The following is a 22,306-nucleotide window of genomic DNA, read 5'->3' as shown; positions in this document are numbered from 1 at the left end:
AAACTTTGGATTTGGTTGCCGCAGCGGTGGTTGCCAACTGCGGTAGCACTTAAACGCTTGACACCTAGATGGGGGTCAGCCAGCTAATTTCAAGCCTTCTCGTCGATCGAAGGCGAAACAGGAGCCGGCGACTTGCTGACCACGACCATGGCCGGGCGCAGCAGACGTCCGTTGAGCTGATAACCCTTCTGGAACACCTTGAGCACGCTGTTCGGCTCGACGTCGGCGCTTTCCTGCATGGCCATCGCCTGGTGCTGCTCGGCATTGAACGGTTCGCCGTGCGGGTCGATGGCTTCGAGGTTGAAGCGCTTGAGGGTGTCCTGGAACATCTTCAGGGTCAGCTCGATGCCTTCGCGCATCGGACGAATGCTTTCATCGTCCGGATTGGACAGCTCCAGGCCACGTTCCAGGCTGTCGATGACCGGCAGCAGGTCGCCCGCGAACTTCTCCAGGGCGAACTTGTGGGCCTTCTCCACATCCTGCTCGGCGCGGCGGCGCACGTTCTGCAGGTCGGCGGCGGTACGCAGGGCCTGATCCTGGGCGGCAGCGACCTGCTCTTCGAGCAGCTGTACGCGCGCGACCAGATCCTCGCTACCCGCTTCGGCGTTGGTTTCGACGTTTGGATTCTGTTCGTCCAGCTTCTGCTCATCAGCCATGAAATATCTCCTCTCAATGTCGTCGGCGAGCTCGACTCGCGCATCTGCCGGCCTATATGGGGTCGCAAACAGCGGCTTCAAGGGCGATTGAACATCAATGTGGCAAAGACATAACTGTCCGCGATCAAAAACCGGCGCAGGCAAGCGAATCGACCTAACGGCAGGCATTGTCAGAAAATTCGAAAACACTGTATAAATAACCAGACCTGATCTCTGGGAGCCGCCCGCATGCTGGTGCACCTGTCCATTCACAACTACGCCATCGTCGAACACCTCGACCTCGAACTCGCCCGCGGCATGAGCGTGATCACCGGCGAAACCGGCGCCGGCAAGTCGATCATGCTCGATGCCCTCGGCCTGACCCTGGGCGATCGTGCCGACAGTGGCGTGGTGCGCCCGGGCGCGGACAAGGCGGACATCCTCGCCACCTTCGACCTGGACGACATCCCCGAGGCCCGCGCCTGGCTCGCCGAGCGCGACCTGGACAACCAGGGCCCGTGCATCCTGCGCCGGGTGATCACCGCCGAAGGTCGCAGCCGCGGCTATATCAACGGCACCCCCTGCCCCCTCGGCGATCTCAAGGCGGTGGGCGAACTGCTGATCGATATCCACAGCCAGCACGAGCATCAGTCGCTGCTCAAGACCGATACCCACCGCCGCCTTCTCGACGAGTATGCCGGCGCCACCGACCTGGCCCGCCAGGTCCAACTGGCCGCCCAGCGCTGGCGGCAGACCCGCAGCGAGCTGGACCGGCTGTGCAACTCCGGCGATGAACAACGCGCCCGCCACCAACTGCTCAGCTATCAGCTGGAAGAGCTGGACAATCTCGGCCTCGGCGAGAACGAACTGGAGCAACTGGAACAGGAACACAAGAACCTCACCAACGCCGAGGCGCTGTTCGGCATCTGCCGCCAGGTCATCGATCATTGCAGCGAGAGCGACTCGGGCAACGTGCTCAGCGCCCTCACCGCCAGCCTCAACCGCCTGACCGCGGTACAGAACGCCCCCCGAGCCCTGGGCGAAGCGGTGAACCTGATCGCCAGCGCACAGATCCAGGTAGAGGAAGCGGTGGGCGAACTCAATCGCTTCCTCGACAACTTCGACGCCGACCCACTGCGCCTGCAGCAACTGGAGGAACGCCTCGACACGCTGTATACCCTGGCACGCAAACACCGCGTCCACCCCAGCGAGCTGATCCCGCTGCAACAGCGACTGGGCGAGGAACTGGAAAGCCTGAACGCCAACGACGAATCCATCGAGCGCCTGGAAGAAGAACTCAAGGCCTACGCCCGTCATTACCAGGAGAAGGCCAGCGAACTCAGCGCCCTGCGTCAGGCCGCAGCGACCCAGCTCGCCGCGGCGGTGGAGCAGGAGATCCAGCGCCTGGGCATGCCGGGCGGACGCTTCTACATCGAACTGCGCCCCGGCACCGGCGAGGATCTTCATCCACACGGACGGGAACAGGTGGAACTGCTGGTCAGCGCCAACCCTGGTCAGCCACTGAAAGGCCTGGCGAAAGTCGCCTCGGGCGGTGAGCTATCCCGCATCAGCCTGGCGATACAGGTGATCACCGCGCAGACGTCGCGCATCCCGACCCTGGTCTTCGATGAAGTCGACGTGGGTATCGGTGGCCCCACTGCGGAGATCGTCGGCCAATTGCTGCGCCGCTTGGGCGAGCGCGGTCAGGTACTGACCGTGACGCACCTGCCGCAAGTCGCGGCGCAAGGCCATCACCACCTGTTCGTGCACAAGGTGCGCAACAGCGATGCGACCCACACGGCCGTGGCCAGCCTGGGCAAACGTGAACGGGTCGAGGAAGTGGCGCGAATGCTTGGCGGCATAGACCTGACCAAGGAATCCCTGGCCCACGCCAAGAAGATGGTGGTGACCAGCAAGGGCTGATCAGCGAAAACAAAGAAGGCGACCCTGAGGTCGCCTTCTTTGTTTTCAGCGCAAGTGATTACTTCTTCTTGCGCACGTACAGCACCAGATTGTGATCGACCAGCTCGTAACCGTGCTGGGCGACGATTTCCTTCTGGCGCTTCTCGATTTCCGGATCGAAGAACTCGATCACCTCACCGGAATCCACGTTGACCATATGGTCGTGGTGGCCGCCGTCGGCCAGTTCAAATACTGCATGACCGCCGTCGAAGTTGTGACGCACGACCAGGCCAGCCGCCTCGAACTGGGTCAGTACACGGTAGACCGTGGCCAGGCCGACATCTTCTCCAGCTTCCATCAATGCCTTGTAGACATCTTCAGCGCTCATGTGGCGCTGCTCGGTGGAGTCGAGCATCTGTAGGATCTTGACTCGAGGCAGGGTTACCTTGAGACCGGCTTTGCGCAGTTCGCTATTTTCAACCATGGTCAGCTTTCTCGCCGATGCTGCTTCGCAGCTTCTCTGAATACGGGTATGATCGGGGTTTACGTTGTCCAGCCAAGATAGTGGAAGTCGCCCACCGATGCAAAACACCAAGCTCTTGCTAACCAGCCTCACCCTCGTGGGACTGCTCGCACTCGCCGGTTGCTCGTTTCCCGGGGTTTACAAAATCGACATCCAGCAGGGCAATGTCGTAACGCAAGACATGATAGACCAATTGCGCCCCGGAATGACCCGTCGGCAAGTAAGGTTTATCATGGGCAATCCGCTGATCCAGGACACTTTCCACACCAATCGCTGGGACTATCTCTACAGCCTGCAACCGGGTGGCGGCGAGCGCCAGCAGGAGCGCATCAGCGTCTTCTTCAATGAGAACGACCAGCTGTCCAGCCTGTCCGGCGACTTCATGCCAGGCGTGAGCCGCGACCAGGAAATCCTCGGCAGCGAAAGCGGCACCACGGTCAGCCAGCCTGACCAACAGACCCAGCCGGTGAAGGAAGACAAACCTGCACGTCCGGGCTCGCTGGAAGAGAAGATCCAGCGCGACGTCGACACCATCGAAGTCATGCCGGTCCCGGTCCAGGAACCACTGCGTACGGAGTGAATCCGCCGCGGACAAAAAAGCCCGAACAGTGTTCGGGCTTTTTTATTGCCGGTACTTCAGCGCCGCTCTTTATTGCAGAAGCGCTTCACCTTGTCGGCGCGCTGCTTGCGCGCCTCCTTCGGATCGACCAGCAACGGACGATACCGCTCGATGCGATCACCGACAGCCTCACACCCTCGACAGCCGCTCAGGCGGTGCGTAAACCACTTCCCACCGCCACATCGACTCAGCCATTGAGCTGCTTGGCCCGTTGGCAGAACGCATCGACCAGGGTGTTGGCCGCCTGGTTGAACAGCGGCCCGAGGGTGGCCTTCACCAATGCACCGGAATACTCGAAGGACAGGTCCAGACTGATCTTGCAGGCTTTCTCGCCCAGCGGCTTGAACACCCAGAGACCATGCAACTGGCTGAACGGGCCTTCTTCAAGATTCATCTCGATCGACTGCCCCGGCACCAGCACGTTGCGCGTGACGAAATGCTGACTGAGACCGCCCTTGGCCACCTCGACCTTGGCGCGCATATGGGTCTCGCTTTCCTCCAGCACGGTGCTCCCCGAGCACCAGGGCAGGAACTCCGGATAGCGCTTTACATCGTTGACCAGATCGTAGAGTGCCTGAGCGGGATAAGGCAGCAGGGCCGACCGTTGAATATGGGTAGTCATCCAGGCGTCATGTCCAAAACTGAGCAAAAAACAGAGCGGCGACACTAGAACAAAGAATAGGCGCCGATCAACTGGCCGATTGCCACATAGCGGGTGACAACAACGGCCGCGCGAAAAATCCGCGCATTGTCCGGGATTCGTCTCGATGGCTCAAGCTCACCGCCCCGTAGCCGGCGGCGCAACGACTGCCTATAATGCCGCCCCTATGGCCAAACAAAAGAAACATCCGACAGGGACCATCGCGCAGAACAAGAAAGCGCGACACGATTACTTCATCGAACACAAATTCGAGGCCGGACTGGTCCTGTCCGGTTGGGAAGTAAAAAGCCTGCGTGCCGGCAAGGCTCACCTGGTAGACAGCTACGTGCTGCTCAAGGACGGTGAAGCCTGGCTGATGGGCAGCCACATCACTCCGCTGACGACCGCCAGTACCCACGTCATCGCCGACCCGACCCGCACCCGCAAGCTGCTGCTCAATCGCCGCGAGCTGGAGCGTCTGTTCGTGGGCGTGCAGCAGAAGGGTTACACCTGCGTCGCGCTGTCCATGTACTGGAGCAAGCACCTGATCAAGTGCGAGATTGCGCTGGGCAAGGGCAAGAAGGAATACGACAAGCGCGATACCCAGCGCGAGCGGGATTCCGATCGCGAGCTGCAGCGTGCAGTGCGGAGCAAGGGGCGGGACGACTGACCCCAGCCTCCAGGCCTGCGCACTCCCCGTAGGAGCTGGCTTGTCGTGTGACGAACCACTGCGAAAGGACCGCGCTAGCGGTCCCGAACCTCAACCACTGTCGGGGACCGCTAGCGCGGTCCTTTCGCAGGCAAGCCAGCTCCTACAGCAGCCGCACAACGCCGAAGCACAGTACTGTCACCGCCCCTTGCGCCGCTCCGCCCGCGCCACTCGCTGCACTTCCTGCCGCACCTCTTCCAACACCTCCTGCACATACAGAATGTGCCGGCTCGACACTTCGCGGGCATCCTGCGCACGCCCTTCGACAATCGCCAGATACAGGTCACGGTGCTGGCTGATCAGCATGTCGCGCGTCTCGGAGCGCTGCTTGTACATGCCGCCGATATTGGTCACCACATTGCGCTTGAGCAGGTCGAACAGCCCACGAATGGTATGCAGCAACACGGCGTTATGGCTGGCCTCGGCGATAGCCAGGTGGAAGCGCGCATCGGCCGCGCCCTCCTCGGCCCGGCTCACTTCGTCGTTTCGGGTGTAGCAGTCCTGCAAGGTATCGAACGCCGCCTTGAGTCGCTCCCGGTCGACATCCGTCGCGCGCATCGCCGCGTAGTAGGCACATGACGCTTCCAGGGTATGACGGAATTCCAGCAGGTCGCGCTGCGCTTCAGGGTTGCTTTCCAGCAGCTGCAGCAGCGGATCGCTGAAGGTCGTGCCCAGCGCCTCGGCCACGTAGTTGCCGCCGCCCTGGCGACTGACCAGCATGCCCTTGGCCACCAGTTTCTGGATCGCCTCGCGCAGCGACGGACGGGAAACCCCGAACTGCTCCGCCAGTACCCGCTCCGCCGGCAGACGCTCGCCCGCGGTCAGCGTGCCCTCAAGAATCATCCCTTCCAGTCGCTCGACGATGTCGTCGGACAAACGGCGCTGGCGGACCTGATCGAAAACCATCACATGCTCTCCACAATCCCGAGTCAGTTCGGGGCCGCCTATTCTGGCGCATCCAGCCCGTCACCACACCCATCAGTTGGCAAGTTTCCTTACCACTCAGATACAACCCCCCACCACCTTTCGACGAAAGTTTTGCAGGGACAAATTGACACACCCGCGGCGAGGCTTTTACCCTAGCGCCTCGCCATTGTAAATTGGTCTTACCAATTATCCAATGCCAGCGCCTTACCAACAACAATTAGGGGCCACCCCATATGCAAACCTGGCAACAACTCTATAGTCCGCTTGGTAGTCTTGGCCTGTCCGCCCTGGCGGCGGTCATTCCAATCGTATTCTTCTTCCTGGCGCTGGCCGTGTTCCGCATGAAGGGACACATCGCGGGCAGCATCACCCTGGCCCTGTCGATCCTGGTGGCGATCTTCGCTTTCCAGATGCCTGCCGACATGGCCTTCGCCGCCGCCGGTTACGGTTTTGCCTATGGCCTGTGGCCCATCGCCTGGATCATCGTCGCCGCGGTGTTCCTCTACAAACTGACGGTCAAGAGCGGCCAGTTCGAAGTGATCCGCAGCTCGGTGCTGTCGATCACCGATGACCAGCGCCTGCAGGTCCTGCTGATCGGCTTCTGCTTCGGCGCCTTCCTCGAGGGCGCGGCCGGTTTCGGTGCGCCTGTCGCCATCACCGCCGCCCTGCTCGTCGGTCTGGGCTTCAACCCGCTGTATGCCGCCGGCCTGTGCCTGATCGCCAACACCGCACCGGTCGCCTTCGGCGCCTTGGGCATCCCGATCATCGTCGCCGGCCAGGTCACGGGGATCGATGCATTCCACATCGGCGCCATGACCGGTCGCCAGCTGCCGCTGCTGTCGCTGTTCGTACCGTTCTGGCTGGTGTTCATGATGGACGGCCTGAAAGGCGTGAAAGAGACCTGGCCTGCCGCCCTGGTCGCCGGCTTGAGCTTCGCCGTGACCCAGTACTTCACCTCGAACTTCATCGGCCCTGAACTGCCGGACATCACCTCGGCCCTGGCCTCGCTGATCTCCCTGACCCTGTTCCTCAAGGTCTGGCAGCCGAAGAGCTCCTTCACCACCGCGACCGCCAGCGTCGGCGCCGCCGTGGTCCGGGGTAGCAGCCAGCCGACCCCGTACAGCTTCGGCGAAATCTTCAAGGCCTGGTCGCCGTTCCTGATCCTCACCGTACTGGTCACCCTCTGGACCCTGAAACCGTTCAAGGCCGCGTTCGCCAGCGGTGGCGCCATGTACAGCTGGGTGTTCAACTTCGCCATCCCGCACCTGGACCAGCTGGTGATCAAGAGCGCACCGATCGTCGCCAACCCGACCGCGATCCCGGCAGTGTTCAAGCTGGACCCGATCTCCGCCACCGGCACGGCAATCTTCCTGTCCGCGCTGATCTCGATGCTGGTACTGAAGATCAATCTCAAAACTGGTCTGACCACTTTGAAGGAGACCTTCTACGAACTGCGCTGGCCAATCCTGTCGATCGGCATGGTCCTGGCGTTCGCCTTCGTCACCAACTATTCGGGCATGTCCTCGACCATGGCCCTGGTCCTGGCCGGTACCGGCGCCGCGTTCCCGTTCTTCTCGCCGTTCCTCGGCTGGCTGGGCGTGTTCCTGACCGGTTCGGACACCTCGTCCAACGCCCTGTTCAGCTCGCTGCAGGCCACCACCGCACACCAGATCGGGGTCAACGACACCCTGCTGGTCGCGGCCAACACCAGCGGCGGCGTGACCGGCAAGATGATCTCGCCACAATCCATCGCCGTGGCCTGCGCCGCCACCGGCCTGGTCGGCAAGGAATCGGACCTGTTCCGCTTCACCCTCAAGCACAGCCTGTTCTTCGCCACCATCGTCGGCTTGATCACCCTGATCCAGGCTTACTGGCTGACCGGCATGCTGGTTCACTAAATTGACAGGGGCCGGGTGCGTCGCCACGCACCCGGCAGCCGCCCTCTCAACCAAACGCTGCGAGACCCCATGATCATTTCCGCCTCCACCGATTATCGCGCCGCGGCCCAACGCAAGCTGCCGCCGTTCCTGTTCCACTACGCCGACGGTGGCGCCTACGCCGAGCGCACCCTGCGCCACAACGTCGAAGACCTGGCCGGGATCGCCCTGCGCCAGCGTGTGTTGAAGAACATGTCCGAGCTCAGCCTCGAGACGAAGTTGTTCAACGAGACCCTGAGCATGCCGGTGGCCCTGGCCCCGGTCGGCCTGACCGGCATGTACGCCCGGCGCGGCGAAGTGCAGGCCGCGCGCGCGGCGGCGGCGAAAGGCATTCCATTTACCCTGTCCACGGTGTCGGTGTGCCCGATCGAGGAAGTCGCACCGGCCATCGACCGGCCAATGTGGTTCCAGCTCTACGTCCTGAAAGACCGCGGCTTCATGCGCAATGCCCTGGAGCGGGCCAAGGCCGCCGGCGTCACCACCCTGGTGTTCACCGTCGACATGCCGGTACCCGGTGCCCGCTACCGCGACGCCCACTCCGGCATGAGCGGCCCGAACGCGCCGCTGCGCCGTGTCTGGCAAGCCATGACCCATCCACAATGGGCCCTGGACGTCGGCCTGCTGGGCCGTCCGCACGACCTCGGCAACATTTCCAAATACCGTGGCAACCCCACCGGCCTGGCCGACTACATCGGCTGGCTGGGTGCCAACTTCGACCCGTCCATTTCCTGGAAAGACCTGGAGTGGATTCGTGAATTCTGGGATGGCCCGATGGTCATCAAAGGCATCCTCGACCCCGAGGACGCCCGCGACGCAGTGAAATTCGGCGCCGACGGCATCGTCGTCTCCAACCACGGCGGCCGCCAGCTCGACGGCGTGCTGTCCAGCGCCCGCGCCCTGCCGGCAATCGCCGACGCGGTGAAGGGCGACCTGAAGATTCTCGCCGACTCCGGCATCCGCAGCGGCCTCGACGTGGTGCGCATGATCGCCCTCGGCGCCGACAGCGTGCTGATCGGCCGCGCCTTCCTCTACGCCCTGGCCACCCACGGCGAAGCCGGGGTGAAGAACCTGCTGGAGCTGTTCGAGAAGGAAATGCGCGTCGCCATGGTGCTCACCGGCGCCAAGTCGATCAGCGAGATCAGCCGTGAATCGCTGGTCCGCGAACTGGGCGCCTGAACGCGCCCGCCACACCCTACCGCCTGATTGACCGGGGCACGCGACGCAACAGACGCCGCGACCCCGCGAGGAGACTGCATGAGCCTGCCCGCCGCGTTCCTCCGCGAGGCCGAGCGCCTGATCCCCAGCGAGCGCCGTTTCGACGATGCCACCTCGACCCTGGCCTTCGGCACCGACGCCAGCTTCTACCGCCTGATCCCGAAACTGGTGGTACGGGTCGAATCCGAAGACGAAGTGGTCGGCCTGATCCAGCTCGCCCAGCGCGAGCGCGTCCCGGTGACCTTCCGCGCCGCCGGCACCAGCCTGTCCGGCCAGGCCATCAGCGACTCGGTGCTGATCGTCCTCGGCGACAACTGGAACGGTCGCGAGATCCGCGGCCAGGGCGAGCAGATCCGTCTGCAGCCCGGCGTCATCGGCGCTCAGGCCAACGCCTGGCTGGCGCCGTTCGGACGCAAGATCGGCCCCGACCCGGCCTCGATCAACGCCTGCAAGATCGGCGGCATCGTCGCCAACAATGCCAGCGGCATGTGCTGCGGCACCGCGCAGAACACCTACCACACCCTCGCCGGCCTGCGCCTGGTGCTCGCCGACGGCACGCGCCTGGACAGCGAAGACCCGGCCAGCGTGGCCGCCTTCGAAAGCAGCCACGCCGACCTGCTCGAAGAACTCGCCCGGCTCGCTCGCGAAACCCGCGCCAACACTGCCCTGGCCGAGCGTATCCGGCATAAGTACCGACTGAAGAACACCACAGGTCTGTCGCTGAATGCACTGGTGGACTACGACCAGCCACTCGATATCCTGCAGCACCTGCTGGTCGGCTCCGAGGGCACGCTCGGCTTCATCAGCGCGGTGACCTACGACACCGTGCCCGACCACCCGCACAAGGCCTCGGCGCTGATTGTTTTCCCCAGCGTGGAAAGCTGCTGCCGCGCGGTGACCGTACTCAAGCAACAGCCGGTGTCCGCCGTGGAGCTGCTCGACCGACGCAGCCTGCGGTCGGTGCAGAACAAGCCGGGCATGCCGGAATGGGTGAAAGGCCTGTCGGACAACGCCTGCGCATTGCTCATCGAATCCCGCGCGGCCAGCCAGCCCCTGCTGCATGAGCAACTGGCGCAGATCATGGCTTCCATCGCCGATTTCCCGCTGGAGCAGAAGGTCGATTTCAGCGAGGACCCGGCGGTCTACAACCTGCTGTGGAAAATTCGCAAGGACACCTTCCCCGCAGTCGGCGCAGTGCGTCAGACCGGTACTACGGTAATCATCGAAGACGTGACATTCCCGGTCGAGCAACTGGCCGAAGGCGTCAACCGCCTGATCCAGCTGTTCGACAAGCACCACTACGACGAGGCGATCATTTTCGGCCATGCCCTGGAGGGCAACCTGCACTTCGTCTTCACCCAGGGCTTCAACAGCGCCGCGGAAGTGGCGCGCTACCAGGCCTTCATGGACGACGTCGCGCAACTGGTGGCGGTGGAATTCGGCGGATCGCTGAAGGCCGAGCACGGCACCGGGCGCAACATGGCGCCGTTCGTCGAGCTGGAATGGGGCCAGGACGCCTACCAGCTGATGTGGAAGCTCAAGCGTCTGCTCGACCCCAACGGCATCCTCAACCCGGATGTGGTGCTCAGCGAAGATCCCGCTATCCACCTGAAAAACCTCAAGCCGCTGCCGGCCGCCGACGAGATCGTCGACAAGTGCATCGAGTGCGGCTTCTGCGAACCGGTGTGCCCGTCCAAGGGACTGACCCTGAGCCCGCGCCAGCGCATCGTCATGTGGCGCGATATCCAGGCGCGCAAGCGCGCCGGCGAAGATACCGCGGCGCTGGAGCGCGACTACCAGTACCAGGGCATCGACACCTGCGCCGCCACCGGGCTGTGTGCCCAGCGTTGTCCGGTGGGGATCAACACCGGCGAGCTGGTGAAGAAGCTGCGCGGCCAGGTCGCCCAGCACGGCAAGGCCGCCGACTGGCTGGCGGAGCATTTCCATACCGCGCTGAGTGGCGCGCGCCTGACCCTGCGCGCCGCCAATGGTGCGCGTCGCTTGCTTGGCGCACCGCGCCTGAGCCGGATCAGCCGGTCGCTGAGCAAGGCCAGCAACGGGCGCCTGCCGCAATGGACGCCCGCCATGCCGCAGCCGTTGAAGAACCCGCTCGCCAGCATCGCCGCCAACGACGCACGGCCACGGGTGGTCTATCTGGCCGCGTGCGTCTCGCGGGTAATGGGCCCGGCGGCGGGCGATCGCGAGCAGGTCTCGCTGCTGGACAAGACTCGCGGCCTGCTGGAAAAGGCCGGCTACCAAGTGGTCTTCCCGGAAAACCAGGACAGCCTCTGCTGTGGCCAGCCGTTCGCCTCCAAAGGCTACGCCGAGCAGGCCGAGCACAAACGCCAGGAACTGATCAGCGCCCTGCTGCATGCCAGCCGCGGCGGCCTCGACCCGATCTACTGCGACACCAGCCCGTGCACCTTGCGCCTGGTCCAGGACCTGGCCGAAACCCGGCTCGACCTGTACGACCCGGTGCGCTTCATCCGCAGCCACCTGCTGGACAAACTGGAGTTCACCCCGCAGGACGCACCGATCGCCGTACACGTGACCTGCAGCACCCAGCACCTGGGCGAAAGCCAGGCGCTGATCGACCTGGCGCGCCTGTGCAGCAAGCAGGTGGTGATCCCGGAAGGCATCCACTGCTGTGGGTTCGCCGGCGACAAGGGCTTCACCACACCGGAGCTCAACGCCCACTCGCTGCGCAGCCTGAAGGATGCGGTGCAGTACTGCGAAGAGGGGATTTCCACCAGCCGCACCTGCGAGATCGGTCTGTCGACCCATGCCGGGATCGACTATCACGGACTGGTCTACCTGGTGGACCGGGTGACCCGCCCGCGGGCCCTCTGACCGGTCATGAGATTCCTGTGAACTCCTTGGCGGACGCGGCAGTCCACCCATCAGGCCCCATCTTCCCGAGGCCTTCCCAGCCAAGGAGATTCACATGAATCGTACTGCGATTACCGGACTGTTCATGACCGCCGCACTGCTTGCCTCCCCTGTGTTCGCGGCGGACGACCTGTGTACGACCAACCTGCAGAAGATCGACGATCAACTGGCCAGCCTCGGCGCCACATCGGAAGACCTGGTCAAATCGGTCAAGGAACAGGCCGACGATGCGCGGGCCGCGAAAACCGCCGGCAACGACAAGGATTGCATCGCCCTCACCACCAAAGCCCTGCAGGACCTGCAGAACACCACCAAGGGTGGCGGCAGCGAGTGAGCCAGAGCATCCGGGCGATGGTATACGTCGCCCGGATGATGTCGTATAATCCGCTTCACGCGCTTGAAAAAGCGTCAGCTTAGAGCTGAAAAATGGGGCCGATTAGGATTCGACGCCGGTCACGAAACTCTAGGTGCATGCCGAGTTGGTAACAGAACTCGTAAATCCACTGTTGCAACTTTCTATAGTTGCCAATGACGAAAACTACGAGGGTTACGCTCTCGCTGCGTAAGCAGCCGAGCCCGCTCTCCTGGTAGCTTCGGCTCCAGCAATCATCAGGGGATGCCTGTAAACCCGAAATGATTGTCATACAGAACAGGATCGCCGTGCAGTACGTTGTGGACGAAGCGGCTAAAACTTACACAACTCGTCCAAAGCACCCTGCCCGTCGGGCGGCTGCGGATTAACTCAGTAGACACGGCTAAGCATGTAGTACCGACAGCGGAGTACTGGCGGACGGGGGTTCAAATCCCCCCGGTTCCACCAAACACCCTACAAAGCCCCAGTTTATGGGGCTTTGTGCTATCTGGGCTTCGCGTTTTTGGCCGGTGTGCCACTAACGTGTCACATCCCCGTGGGCACCATCAGGAATTTTCGTCGTCAACCCTGCCCGATCTCTCCCAAGTGATCACGTCGCCCAAGTCGCGACTCAAGTGCCGCATGCGTTTGCCGCCGGACAGCACCAAGACGACCAGCAAGATCACCGCCCATTCCTCCTCCATGCGCGTCGCGACCAAGTGCTTCGTGCCGTATGCGCATGCCCGCCGCCTTTTTTTCTTGCACGAAATCAAAACTTCTGTATTTTGCATAACGCCAGAAATAACAAACAAACCGCAACCATGTGGTGAGGGCTAGGATGGACTTGGGAGCCAAGGCGCTGTCGCGGCCCGAAGGGGCGCGAAGGTCCCGTTGCAACCGTTGGGGAACGCAGCTCTGCATCGGGCTGCCGGTGGCTGTCGGGCTGACGGCAACGGCAGCGCAGGCCAGCGCGACGCATGTCGTGCGGGTGCACAACTGGGCGGACTACATAGATCCGGGTGTGATCCACGACTTCGAGCGGAATACCGGCATCAACGAACCGGAACAAACCCTCTCCCTCGACCTGAACTACCTGAACCGCGATAGCAACCGGCTGCTGCTTCCGGAACCGACCATCCCCAGCCCGGAGAAACGCAGGCGGCCGTTCTTCCTCGAGCGGCTGAGCGCCCCCCCAACGGAATGCGATCAATACGTCCTGATCACGGCTGGGCGGGGGCCCGTCGGAATGAAACGCGGTCCGCCCGATATCCCCTGATCGCACCGCCAATGGTTTGAGCGCGCGCGACCCTCCGGACGCCCCCTGACTTTTCGAACGACGTACTCGCGGCCACCCAACGGCTGCGATGGCTTCGCCTGCGCGAGCAACGCCCCTTCCCCCCTTCGCGAGCAAGGACCCTATGCCCAAAGCCATGTCGCTGACCCTGAAACTCTCCCTGCCACCGGCCGTGGCCCTGGCCGGCCTGCTGCTTTTCGTTGGCTACACTGCGCTGCAACTGGACAACAACGACAGCCGGCTGGTAGCCCTTGAAACGCACAGCTACCCCACCCTGGAGACTGCCGACCGGGCGATCTTCCAGTTCTCGCGCGTTCCCGGTCTGCTCAACGGTGCGGTTGCCGCCGGCGAGCGCGATACCCTGGAGGAAGCCCGCAAGACCCTGGCCGATGTGAACGCCAGGTTGAATGAACTGACGTCACTTTCAGATGGCCAGACCAACAGCGACGAAGCGCTGAACGCCTGGTCGGTCGCTATCCGGAACTACGCAGACAACGCAGTGACGACCTCCGAGCAATTGCTCGGCGGAGCAGCCTTCGAGGACCTGCGGCCGAACCTCGATCGGATGGCGACGGACCTCAAACGCGCGCAGGGGGCCGGAGACCGGTTTCGCCAGCAGGCCTACGGCGATTTCCAGGCCAGCCTGACCCAGGTGCGTACCGATAACGCCACCACCACCCACGTTGGCTACCTGCTCAGCCTTGTCCTGTTGCTGCTGGTCAGCCTCGGCGCGGTGCTGGTGATCCGCCAGGTGATGAACAACATCCGTGGCGTGATCGCCTCGCTCAGGGCCATCGCCAGTGGGGATGGCGACCTGACGCGGCATGTCAGCGTCGATTCGCAGGATGAAATCGGCGAGATGATCGGTCTGTTCAACGGCCTGCTGGACCGGCTGCAGGGCACCATCCGCAAGATCATCGAAACCGCCAGCCCGCTCGAACAGATGTCCCGGGAGCTGCACCGGCTGACCCAAGGCGCAGAGCAAAGTACGCGCTCTCAACAGGAACGCACCGAGTCCATCAGCCGCGATATCGGCACCATGACCGGCAGCATCCAGGAGGTGGCGCAGCGTTCACGGCAAGCCTCTGAAGAAGCCAGCGCCGCCACCCGCCAGGCCGACGAGGCCCGGCAGAACATCGATAGCCTTTCTTCCAGCATCGGCGACCTGGGCAACAACGTGCTCGGTTCGGTACAGGCCATGCAGAAACTGGAAGAAGAGACCCAGCAAGTGGGCACCGTGCTGACGGTGATCCGCAGCATCGCCGAACAGACCAACCTCCTGGCCCTGAACGCCGCCATCGAAGCGGCGCGCGCCGGCGAACAAGGTCGTGGTTTCGCCGTCGTCGCCGACGAGGTGCGCAACCTCGCGCAGAAGACTGCCGCCTCCACGGCGGAGATCCAGAGCATCATCCAGCGCCTGCAGAGCAGCGCCCATAACGTGTCGAACGCGATGGCCGTGAATGGCGCCAAGGCCAGGGCCAGCATCGAGCGTTCCGACCAGGCCACCCTGACCCTCGAAGCGATCACCCGTGCCGTTCGCCAGATCGATGAGCTGAACGCGGGCATAGCCCGCTTCACCCACGAACAGATCGGACTCTCTCGTTCGATCCAGCAGGACACCGAGGTCCTGCAGCAGGACACCCAGGCCACCACCCGCGGAGCCGACGCCACTGCGCGTCTGGGCGAACAGCTGGTGGACACCGGCGAAAACCTGCGCAGCGCCACCGCCCAGTTCCGCATCTGACCTTTCCCAACCACAACGAGCAGTAAGAGCATGCAAGGTATAAGAACACTCGGTCTGGCCAGCCTCATTGTGAGCGCCCCTGCCATCGCCCTGGAGCAGGGTGAACATCGCTTCAATGGCTTCGGCACCGCCGGCTTCACCTACCTGGGGGGTGAGGACGCCGGACGCCGCTATGGCATCAACGGGCAGACCACCGACTCCTGGCGTGGCGACCAGCTCTCCAAACTGGGAGCCCAGCTCCAGTACGGGCTGACCGATACGCTGGGCGTCACCGTCCAGGCCACTGCCAAGCCGGAGCGGGACACGTGGAAAGGGAACCTGGAGTGGGCCTACCTCTCCTGGGCCGCCAGCGACCGTCTGACCCTGCGTGCAGGCCGTCTGCGCCTGCCGGTATACATGCACTCGGAAACACTCGATGTCGGCTTCACCCACCCCTGGGTGCGCCTGCCGGACGAGGTCTACAGCCAGGTCCAGCTGAGCAACTACGAAGGCGGCGATCTGCTCTACAGCCTGCCCATCGGTATCGGTTCCCTAACGTTCCAGGTGGCCGGCGGCCAGGCGGTCAACCGCAACGTGTTCTCCCTGGATGGCCTCTACGACATCGACTACAAGAAAGTCTTCGCCGCCAACGTCACCCTGGAAACCAGCGATTTCGGTGCCTTGCGCGTGGGCTACGCCGAAGCCGATATCGACACCGACATCACCAGGTCGGTAATCGTGCCCGGCGGCGTGCCGGCCAGCGTCGGCTTCAAGCGCCTGGATCAACAGAAGAGCAAGTTCACCTCCATCGGCTACCAGTACGACAACGGCACCTGGATTTCCTCCAACGAATGGACCAGCAACAACAGCGAGGCGGACCAGGAAGGCAGCATCGACGCGTTCTACCTCATGGGCGGCCGGCGCTTCGGCGACGTGCTGCTGCACCTCACCTACGCCCAACTGGACGAAGACCGCGGCCGTCAGAGTTCCTGGACCTATGGCGTGAACTACAACCTGACGCCATCCGTCATCCTCAAGGGTGAATACAAGCGAGTCGACACCCGTGGCACTGGCTACCGCGGCGTGTTCGTCGAGAGCGCCCAGGAAACGTTCGACCACGCACTCTACGCAGCGAGCAACGGCGCGGCAGGCGTGCCTGCGCGCAACTATGACGGCGACATCCTCAGTGTCGGCATCGACTTCGTGTTCTAAGGAGCGCCCTCATGAAGCCATTCATCACCGCCCTGCTCGCCACCGCCCTGGCAACGGCCTCGGCCTTTGCCCATTCGGAAACGGTCGTTATCGCGAATGCCGGCGCCAGCGCCTCGCCCTCTCAGTCGGACGTGGCGAACATCTTCCTCGGTAAGGACACTAGTCTCAAAGGCATCGACCAGAAGGGCTGGAATCCCACCAAAGAGAAATTCTACGGAGCCGTCACCAACAAGAACGAGGCGCAGCTCAAGTCCTACTGGTCCGGCCTGGTGTTTACCGGCAAGGGCCAGCCGTTACCGAGCGTTGCCGACGACGCCGCCGTGGTTGCGCTGGTCGGCGCGGAAGCGAACGCCATCGGCTACGTCGACAAGGCGGCTGTCAACGATAAGGTGAAAGTGCTCTTCAGCCTGCCCTAGCCACACCTTGCCCATCTGGTAACCGCCTCGCCGGCCTGCACGTCCGGCGGGACGGTCAGGGTCGGCGCCAGGCCCCCACCCAAGCCATGAACGCGATGGCCAGAGGGCTCACGTTCACTACCTCTCCGAACCCGTGCCAGCGCCTTTCCAAAGGGGCTGATCCATTGCCCTCCTCCCAGGCCACCAGGCAGCCTCCCCCAGCACGCTTGCGATCATGCTCGTCACGTCGCTGACGTTGTCGTCGAGATAGAAATGCCCACCCGGGAACAGATTGATCCGGGTACTGCCTTCCACATGGGCCCGCCATGCGACCAGGTCGGCAGTAGGCGCCAGCGGATCGTGGGTACCCCCGAACAGGTAGAGATCGCAGCGAAGCTTTTCGCCCGAGCCAGGCTCCCAGGTCTCCAGGGCTTCCAGGTCGGCGCGGATGATCGGCAGGAAATGATTCAGGACATCCGGTCGCTCCAGCAACGGCGCTGGAATTCCATTCAGGGCTTGCAGGGCCTCGACGAGTTGTCGATCCGGCAACTCGTGCAGAAGACCCTGCACGCGAACATGCGGCGCGCGACGTCCGGAAATGATCAGCGCTTTCGGAGGTGGATAGCCGAGCGCCTGCAACTGCCGGCCAAGTTCGAACGCAACCGTTGCCCCCATGCTGTGGCCAAAAAAACAGTAGGGCGTTGCCAGTTGCGGCTCGATCTCCTCGACCAGTGTCGTCAACAGGGCCTTCAGATTTCTGCAGACCGGCACCGCGCTTTTCATTCCCCGGCCAGGATATTCAAGGGGAACCACTTGAACAGAGGCAGGCAAGCGCTTTTTCCACGCGATATAGCGTGCAGTGGTACCCCCGGCATTCGGAAAGCAAAAGAGTCTGGTTGGCTGTGCCTCGGGAACGCATGAGGAATGAGGTTTCATGACGCATGCCCGTGAGACGGCTGGTTCCGAGGCACAAAGCCAGCAAAATTCATACTATCGATTTCTCTTTTAATTAACTATTCATGTAAATGATTTTGGTTTTTTAGAAATAACCGCCATGCATACTTTGGAACACAGAGTGACCAATGAATATTTCAGGGTCATTCTATGGACAAGAAGTTCTAAAAGAAAATCAAAAAATAGAATTTCATTCATAAGGAGATGCCGCGTGCAAACAAGTCCATGGCTTGCGCTGTTCATACTCTTTCTAGCCCGTTTGGCATTAGGGTTTCAGTTTCAATCGGTTGTATCGATTGCACCTGAACTCATGGCCACCTTCAGCGTTAACCACACCGTCATAGGAACGCTTGCCGGGCTCTTTACCTTGCCCGGCCTGGTCTTTTCCCTGCTGGCCGGCGTAATGGGTAAACGTTTCGGTAACAAACTGGCCGTATCGGGCGGTTTGATATTAATGGTCAGCGGCTCAGTCTGCATGGCACTGGCACCGACCTTCCTGGTGCTGTCCATCGGACGACTGCAATGCGGAATCGGCGCCATCGTCCTGTTCGTGCTGTTGAGCAAGATGGCGGCGGACTGGTTCACCGGCAAGCAACTGGGCATTGCCATGTCGGTAATAATCAATGGCTGGCCCATTGGTATCGGCGCAGGCCTGCTGACTCATCATCTGATCGCCGAGTCCCTGACCTTCAGCGCCGTGTTCTGGGCAAACGCCCTGGTCGCAGGCGTGGTGTTGCTGGCAATGCTGATGCTGTATCGAAACCCTCGCCTCGAGAGTCCGGCCAGCGTCGCCCAGTTGTCACGCATCTCTCGCCTCGAAGTCTGGCAGGTGAGCCTCTCGGCCATTGGCCTGACGCTCTACAACGCCGCGGTGGTGATGATCCTCAGCTTCGTCCCGGGGATGTTCATCGCCAACGGAACAGCGCCGCTGGCAGCCGGTTCTCTGGTCAACCTGCATATCCTGGTGTCCATCGCCGGGGTCACCGTGGGGGGAATTCTCTCGTCGAAGAACAGTCGATTCCTGTCCGCCGGAATATCTCTTCTCCTATGCGCAGGCGTATTGGCATCTCTGGTCCTGACGCAAACCAGCAACGCATTCTTCAATACACTGTTCATCGCCACCGGGTTCGTAATCGGTATTCCTGCCGCGTTATTGATGACCTTACCCACCACGGTACTTGCACCGGCCAATCGGGATGTAGGTTTTGGCATTCTTTATACCTGGGTATATGGCGGACTTGCATTACTGATGGTATTGGTCGGCCATGTGCAGACGGTCTATCAAATACCCTCGGCACCGGTAATAGTGGCCGCAATTCTTTTGGTATTAACGCCAGCCTCCACCTGGATGTTCGTTACGCTGACACGCCAGGCACAAAAGCCCAACGTGACAACATCTTCAGCATGAAGCAAACAAAGCGCGGATAATTAAACATTATCGTCACACGACCAAACCACACTCAAGCAACACCGTAATCAATCAATCTCGCCAACTACTGCTCTGCCATTAGAGAGGTAATGATGCGCCTGAGAAATATACTTTCCTATTTGGAATATCATTCCGCTCACCAGGGCGACAAAGCAGCATTCATCTATCTGGAACAGGGGGAACATGAAGCCGAGCGCATTTCTTTTGCGCAACTTCAGCAGCAGTCCTACACCTTGGGCGTTGCTCTGGCCGGAACCTTTGAGCGTTCGAGCCGAGTGCTGATCGCATTGCCCGACGGCATCGATTTCATTCGAGCATTTCTGGGCGCGCTGTATGCCGGGCTGATACCGGTTCCAGCCAAGCCGGCCCTGAACAGTGAATCGACGGCGAAGCTGATCCGTATCGCAGAAGACAGCCAGGCCCAGGGCATTTTCATGCTGCCGTGCCCCCTCGAGGCGCAGACGCCGGAACTGTCCCATGCCCTGGGCCGAATGCAGCTTCTGGCAAGCGAAGCATTTATCTCCAAAGTGCCGAGCAGCCAGTGTGCGGGGACCGAAGGCAAGTCTTCGTGCGGTTCAGAGCTGGCATTCCTGCAGTACACCTCCGGCTCGACCGGCCATCCCAAAGGGGTCATGGTTTCGCATGACAACCTGCTGGCCAACGAAAGCATGATGTCCTGGGCCTGGGCGACGACCACCGATGACGTCATCGTCTCGTGGCTGCCGATGTTCCACGACATGGGTTTGATGGGCTCGGTGCTGTTGACCCTGTTCTCGGGGGCACAATGCGTCCTGATGAAACCAGCGGCCTTTGTCCAGCGCCCGGCACGCTGGCTGGAGGCCGTGCAGACCTACGGCGGCACGATCACCGGCGGTCCCAATTTCGCCTACAAGATGCTGGCGACCGAGCGGGTAACCCGGTCGTTCGAGCACCTGAACCTCTCGAGTCTCAAGGTTGTTTACTGTGGCTCGGAGCCCATCTCGTCAGCGGTAGTGCAGAAGTTCCTCAAGGCCTATGAGCGCTTCGGCCTGCGTGCCGAAACCTTCAGCCCCAGCTACGGCATGGCCGAAGCAACACTCATGGTGTCGGGCGGCATGATGAGTAATGGGTACTCCAGCATGGCGATGGATGCAGTGACCGGCATGGCATTACCGGGAGAACACCCGGAAGCGGCCATTCCTGGCATCAAGCAGGTGATTGCCTGTGGCGTGAGCATGCCCGATCAGCAACTGCGCATCGTGAACCCGCACACCCGGCGCCTGTGCGCCGACCATGAAACCGGCGAGATCTGGGTAGCCGGCCCGCATATCGCGCTGGGTTACTGGAACAACCCCGAGGCCAGCGAGGACACCTTCGGCGCAGTCATCGAGGACGAACCGCCACAACGCTATCTGCGCACGGGCGATATGGGCTTCCTGGCCAATGGCGAGCTGTACATCAACGGGCGCATCAAAGAGCTCATCATCATCAATGGCAACAACTACTACCCGCAGGACATCGAAGAGACCTGCTCGGCGTCGCATCCGGCACTCGGGCCGCGCGCAGCGGTATTCGGCGTGAACAGCCACGGCGGTGAAGAGATCGTGGTCATCCTGGAATTGTCCAAGTCCATGCAGGACGAGCTGACGTCCGGCCATCTGGATGAAATCACCTCGAACATTCGCTCATCGGTCTATCGCAAACATTCTCTCCCGCTCAAAGAAATCATCTACGTGAGGAGCAACGGCATTCCCCAGACCACCAGCGGGAAGATCTGTCGTGTCAGCTGCCGGCGCAATTACGAAGCCCGTTCACTCGCGGCCATTGGCCTGACAGCGGCGGAGGAATGAACGCGATGTCACCTGACAAACCCAGCGTGAACGATTGGCTGAGCCAGTACCTGAGCGCCGAACATTCGATCGACCCGCGCACGATCCGGCTGAAAACCACATTCAGCGAACTCGGGCTCGACTCCGCAACGGGCGTAGCGCTGACCCTGGACGTCGGCGAGTGGCTGGGGATCGAGGTCGAGCCGACCGTGATCTTCGACTACCCGACTGTCGAGTTGTTTTGTACCTACGTGGAAGGACTCCACGCCCAGAAGCTCAACGAGAGGAAACGGTCATGAAATTTCTCGAAGCATTGCGCCAGGCAGATGCGGCAAGCGAGCCCGGTCGTCTGACCATTTCCGATCGCTGGGACATTCTCGGCTACCCCAATGGTGGCTATCTCGCTGCGCTTGCCGCCTCGACAATGGCCCAGGCCACCGGCCCTCATCAGGATCCGCTGACCCTCAGTGCGCACTTTCTCGGGCATCCGACAGCCGGGCCGGCCCGCGCCGAGGTGCAACTGGTGGACAGCAAGAAGAGTCTGTCTCGCACCCTGATGAACCTTGCCCAGAACGGCGCGGCCACAGGCCTGTATACCGGCACCTTTACCGATTTCTCCCAGGCCAAAGGGCACACCCTCGCCAGTAGCCAGCGCCGCAGCCTGCCGGACATTGCCAGCTTCGTCCCGCTGCAGAGCCTGCCACACCTGCCGTTGCCTCCGGCCTTCGCCAGTCGCTTCGACCTGCGTGTACGGCCCGAGCTGCTGAGCAAGCCCGACCCGCGCAACAAAGCGGAAGTGGAAGGCTGGATCAGCTTCACCGACGACATCGAGCCGGACCTGTACAGCCTGATTCTGTTTGCCGATGCCTTCCCGCCGACCCTGTTCTGCGTACTCCCCCCGCAAGCCTGGGGTTCCATCCCCACCATCGAATACACCGTGCACCTGAAGGCGCACCCCTGCCCAGGGCCGATCTACGGGCGCTTCGTAACCGAGCACATGGTCAGCGGTTTCCTGGAGATCGACGGCGAGCTGTGGGATTGCGAAGGCAACCTGGTCGCCGTTTCGCGCCAGGTAGCCAAATCAAGGCTGACCTCCGGCGCGGCTTGACTCAGCGGCGGTCTACACCGCCCTCCCCCAAAAAA

General features: G+C 62.1%; 20 protein-coding genes, 1 other RNA gene and 2 pseudogenes. 17 read left to right on the top strand and 6 right to left on the bottom strand.

Features of this window, described 5'->3' with window-relative positions; all coding sequences use genetic code 11:
• Positions 1–89: 89 nt before the first annotated feature.
• On the bottom strand, positions 90–656 hold the full coding sequence (gene grpE, locus RTI28_RS11990; protein ID WP_316920645.1) for a nucleotide exchange factor GrpE: 567 nt from the start codon (positions 654–656) through the stop codon (positions 90–92).
• 228 nt (positions 657–884) lie between these two features.
• On the opposite strand from grpE, the gene recN reads away from it, so the two are divergent.
• Positions 885–2,558 carry a DNA repair protein RecN gene (recN, locus tag RTI28_RS11985; protein ID WP_316920644.1) on the top strand — a complete coding sequence of 558 codons (1,674 nt, stop codon included), beginning with the start codon at positions 885–887 and terminating at the stop codon, positions 2,556–2,558.
• Between the two features lie 58 nt (positions 2,559–2,616).
• Here the strand turns inward: recN and fur are convergent, their stop codons facing one another.
• Positions 2,617–3,021, bottom strand: coding sequence for a ferric iron uptake transcriptional regulator (gene fur / locus RTI28_RS11980; protein ID WP_042125706.1), 405 nt, complete (start codon positions 3,019–3,021; stop codon positions 2,617–2,619).
• A gap of 97 nt (positions 3,022–3,118) precedes the next feature.
• Here fur and RTI28_RS11975 point away from each other — a divergent pair, with 97 nt between their 5' ends.
• The gene (locus RTI28_RS11975) at positions 3,119–3,640 is read left to right on the top strand and encodes an outer membrane protein assembly factor BamE (RefSeq protein ID WP_316920643.1); all 522 of its coding nucleotides are present in this window, start codon (positions 3,119–3,121) and stop codon (positions 3,638–3,640) included.
• A gap of 56 nt (positions 3,641–3,696) precedes the next feature.
• Here the strand turns inward: RTI28_RS11975 and RTI28_RS11970 are convergent, their stop codons facing one another.
• Both RTI28_RS11970 and RTI28_RS11965 read right to left on the bottom strand, forming a co-directional pair.
• Positions 3,697–3,831, bottom strand: coding sequence for an RnfH family protein (locus RTI28_RS11970; RefSeq protein WP_316920663.1), 135 nt, complete (start codon positions 3,829–3,831; stop codon positions 3,697–3,699).
• A gap of 35 nt (positions 3,832–3,866) precedes the next feature.
• Entirely contained in the window at positions 3,867–4,301 is a 435-nt protein-coding gene (locus RTI28_RS11965; protein ID WP_316920642.1) for a type II toxin-antitoxin system RatA family toxin, read from the bottom strand.
• Between the two features lie 205 nt (positions 4,302–4,506).
• Here RTI28_RS11965 and smpB point away from each other — a divergent pair, with 205 nt between their 5' ends.
• Entirely contained in the window at positions 4,507–4,989 is a 483-nt protein-coding gene (smpB, locus tag RTI28_RS11960) for an SsrA-binding protein SmpB (protein ID WP_042125701.1), read from the top strand.
• A gap of 177 nt (positions 4,990–5,166) precedes the next feature.
• Here smpB and RTI28_RS11955 read toward each other — a convergent pair whose 3' ends face one another.
• On the bottom strand, positions 5,167–5,934 hold the full coding sequence (locus tag RTI28_RS11955; protein ID WP_316920641.1) for an FCD domain-containing protein: 768 nt from the start codon (positions 5,932–5,934) through the stop codon (positions 5,167–5,169).
• 254 nt (positions 5,935–6,188) lie between these two features.
• Here RTI28_RS11955 and RTI28_RS11950 point away from each other — a divergent pair, with 254 nt between their 5' ends.
• The 10 genes and pseudogenes from RTI28_RS11950 to RTI28_RS11910 all read left to right on the top strand — a co-directional run bounded on the left by RTI28_RS11950 (position 6,189) and on the right by RTI28_RS11910 (position 16,993).
• Positions 6,189–7,853: a lactate permease LctP family transporter gene (locus RTI28_RS11950; RefSeq protein ID WP_316920640.1), complete on the top strand. Its 1,665-nt coding sequence runs from the start codon at positions 6,189–6,191 to the stop codon at positions 7,851–7,853.
• A gap of 69 nt (positions 7,854–7,922) precedes the next feature.
• Positions 7,923–9,068, top strand: coding sequence for an FMN-dependent L-lactate dehydrogenase LldD (gene lldD / locus RTI28_RS11945; protein ID WP_316920639.1), 1,146 nt, complete (start codon positions 7,923–7,925; stop codon positions 9,066–9,068).
• Between the two features lie 78 nt (positions 9,069–9,146).
• Positions 9,147–11,957 (top strand): FAD-binding and (Fe-S)-binding domain-containing protein, encoded by a 2,811-nt coding sequence (locus RTI28_RS11940; protein WP_316920638.1) that lies wholly within the window; start codon positions 9,147–9,149, stop codon positions 11,955–11,957.
• Positions 11,958–12,051: 94 nt separating this feature from the next.
• Positions 12,052–12,330 carry a hypothetical protein gene (locus tag RTI28_RS11935; RefSeq protein WP_316920637.1) on the top strand — a complete coding sequence of 93 codons (279 nt, stop codon included), beginning with the start codon at positions 12,052–12,054 and terminating at the stop codon, positions 12,328–12,330.
• A 94-nt stretch (positions 12,331–12,424) separates the two neighbouring features.
• Positions 12,425–12,816: a transfer-messenger RNA gene (ssrA, locus tag RTI28_RS11930) on the top strand.
• A 370-nt stretch (positions 12,817–13,186) separates the two neighbouring features.
• Positions 13,187–13,624 carry a hypothetical protein gene (locus RTI28_RS11925; protein ID WP_316920636.1) on the top strand — a complete coding sequence of 146 codons (438 nt, stop codon included), beginning with the start codon at positions 13,187–13,189 and terminating at the stop codon, positions 13,622–13,624.
• An 88-nt stretch (positions 13,625–13,712) separates the two neighbouring features.
• Positions 13,713–14,528 (top strand): annotated as a pseudogene (locus tag RTI28_RS30315) (HAMP domain-containing protein); the annotation flags it as partial.
• 342 nt (positions 14,529–14,870) lie between these two features.
• A pseudogene (locus RTI28_RS30310) lies at positions 14,871–15,386 on the top strand (methyl-accepting chemotaxis protein); the annotation flags it as partial.
• Between the two features lie 30 nt (positions 15,387–15,416).
• On the top strand, positions 15,417–16,577 hold the full coding sequence (locus tag RTI28_RS11915; protein ID WP_316920634.1) for a porin: 1,161 nt from the start codon (positions 15,417–15,419) through the stop codon (positions 16,575–16,577).
• Between the two features lie 11 nt (positions 16,578–16,588).
• Complete coding sequence (locus RTI28_RS11910) at positions 16,589–16,993, top strand: phosphate ABC transporter substrate-binding protein (protein WP_316920633.1); 405 nt, start codon at positions 16,589–16,591, stop codon at positions 16,991–16,993.
• Between the two features lie 117 nt (positions 16,994–17,110).
• Here the strand turns inward: RTI28_RS11910 and RTI28_RS11905 are convergent, their stop codons facing one another.
• Positions 17,111–17,908: a thioesterase II family protein gene (locus tag RTI28_RS11905; RefSeq protein ID WP_316920632.1), complete on the bottom strand. Its 798-nt coding sequence runs from the start codon at positions 17,906–17,908 to the stop codon at positions 17,111–17,113.
• Positions 17,909–18,137: 229 nt separating this feature from the next.
• Between RTI28_RS11905 and RTI28_RS11900 the strand changes: the two genes are divergently transcribed.
• The 4 genes from RTI28_RS11900 (at position 18,138) to RTI28_RS11885 (ending at position 22,271) form a co-directional block, all read left to right on the top strand.
• Complete coding sequence (locus RTI28_RS11900) at positions 18,138–19,334, top strand: MFS transporter (protein WP_316920631.1); 1,197 nt, start codon at positions 18,138–18,140, stop codon at positions 19,332–19,334.
• A 113-nt stretch (positions 19,335–19,447) separates the two neighbouring features.
• Complete coding sequence (locus RTI28_RS11895) at positions 19,448–21,184, top strand: fatty acyl-AMP ligase (RefSeq protein WP_316920630.1); 1,737 nt, start codon at positions 19,448–19,450, stop codon at positions 21,182–21,184.
• A gap of 5 nt (positions 21,185–21,189) precedes the next feature.
• On the top strand, positions 21,190–21,462 hold the full coding sequence (locus tag RTI28_RS11890) for an acyl carrier protein (RefSeq protein WP_316920629.1): 273 nt from the start codon (positions 21,190–21,192) through the stop codon (positions 21,460–21,462).
• Complete coding sequence (locus RTI28_RS11885) at positions 21,459–22,271, top strand: thioesterase family protein (protein WP_316920628.1); 813 nt, start codon at positions 21,459–21,461, stop codon at positions 22,269–22,271. Before RTI28_RS11890 ends, RTI28_RS11885 begins: the two co-directional genes overlap by 4 nt.
• Positions 22,272–22,306 lie beyond the last annotated feature (35 nt).

Source organism: Pseudomonas sp. zfem002 (assembly GCF_032621685.1).
Lineage (GTDB): Bacteria > Pseudomonadota > Gammaproteobacteria > Pseudomonadales > Pseudomonadaceae > Aquipseudomonas > Aquipseudomonas japonica.
This window is presented reverse-complemented; position numbering and strand designations above follow the sequence as displayed.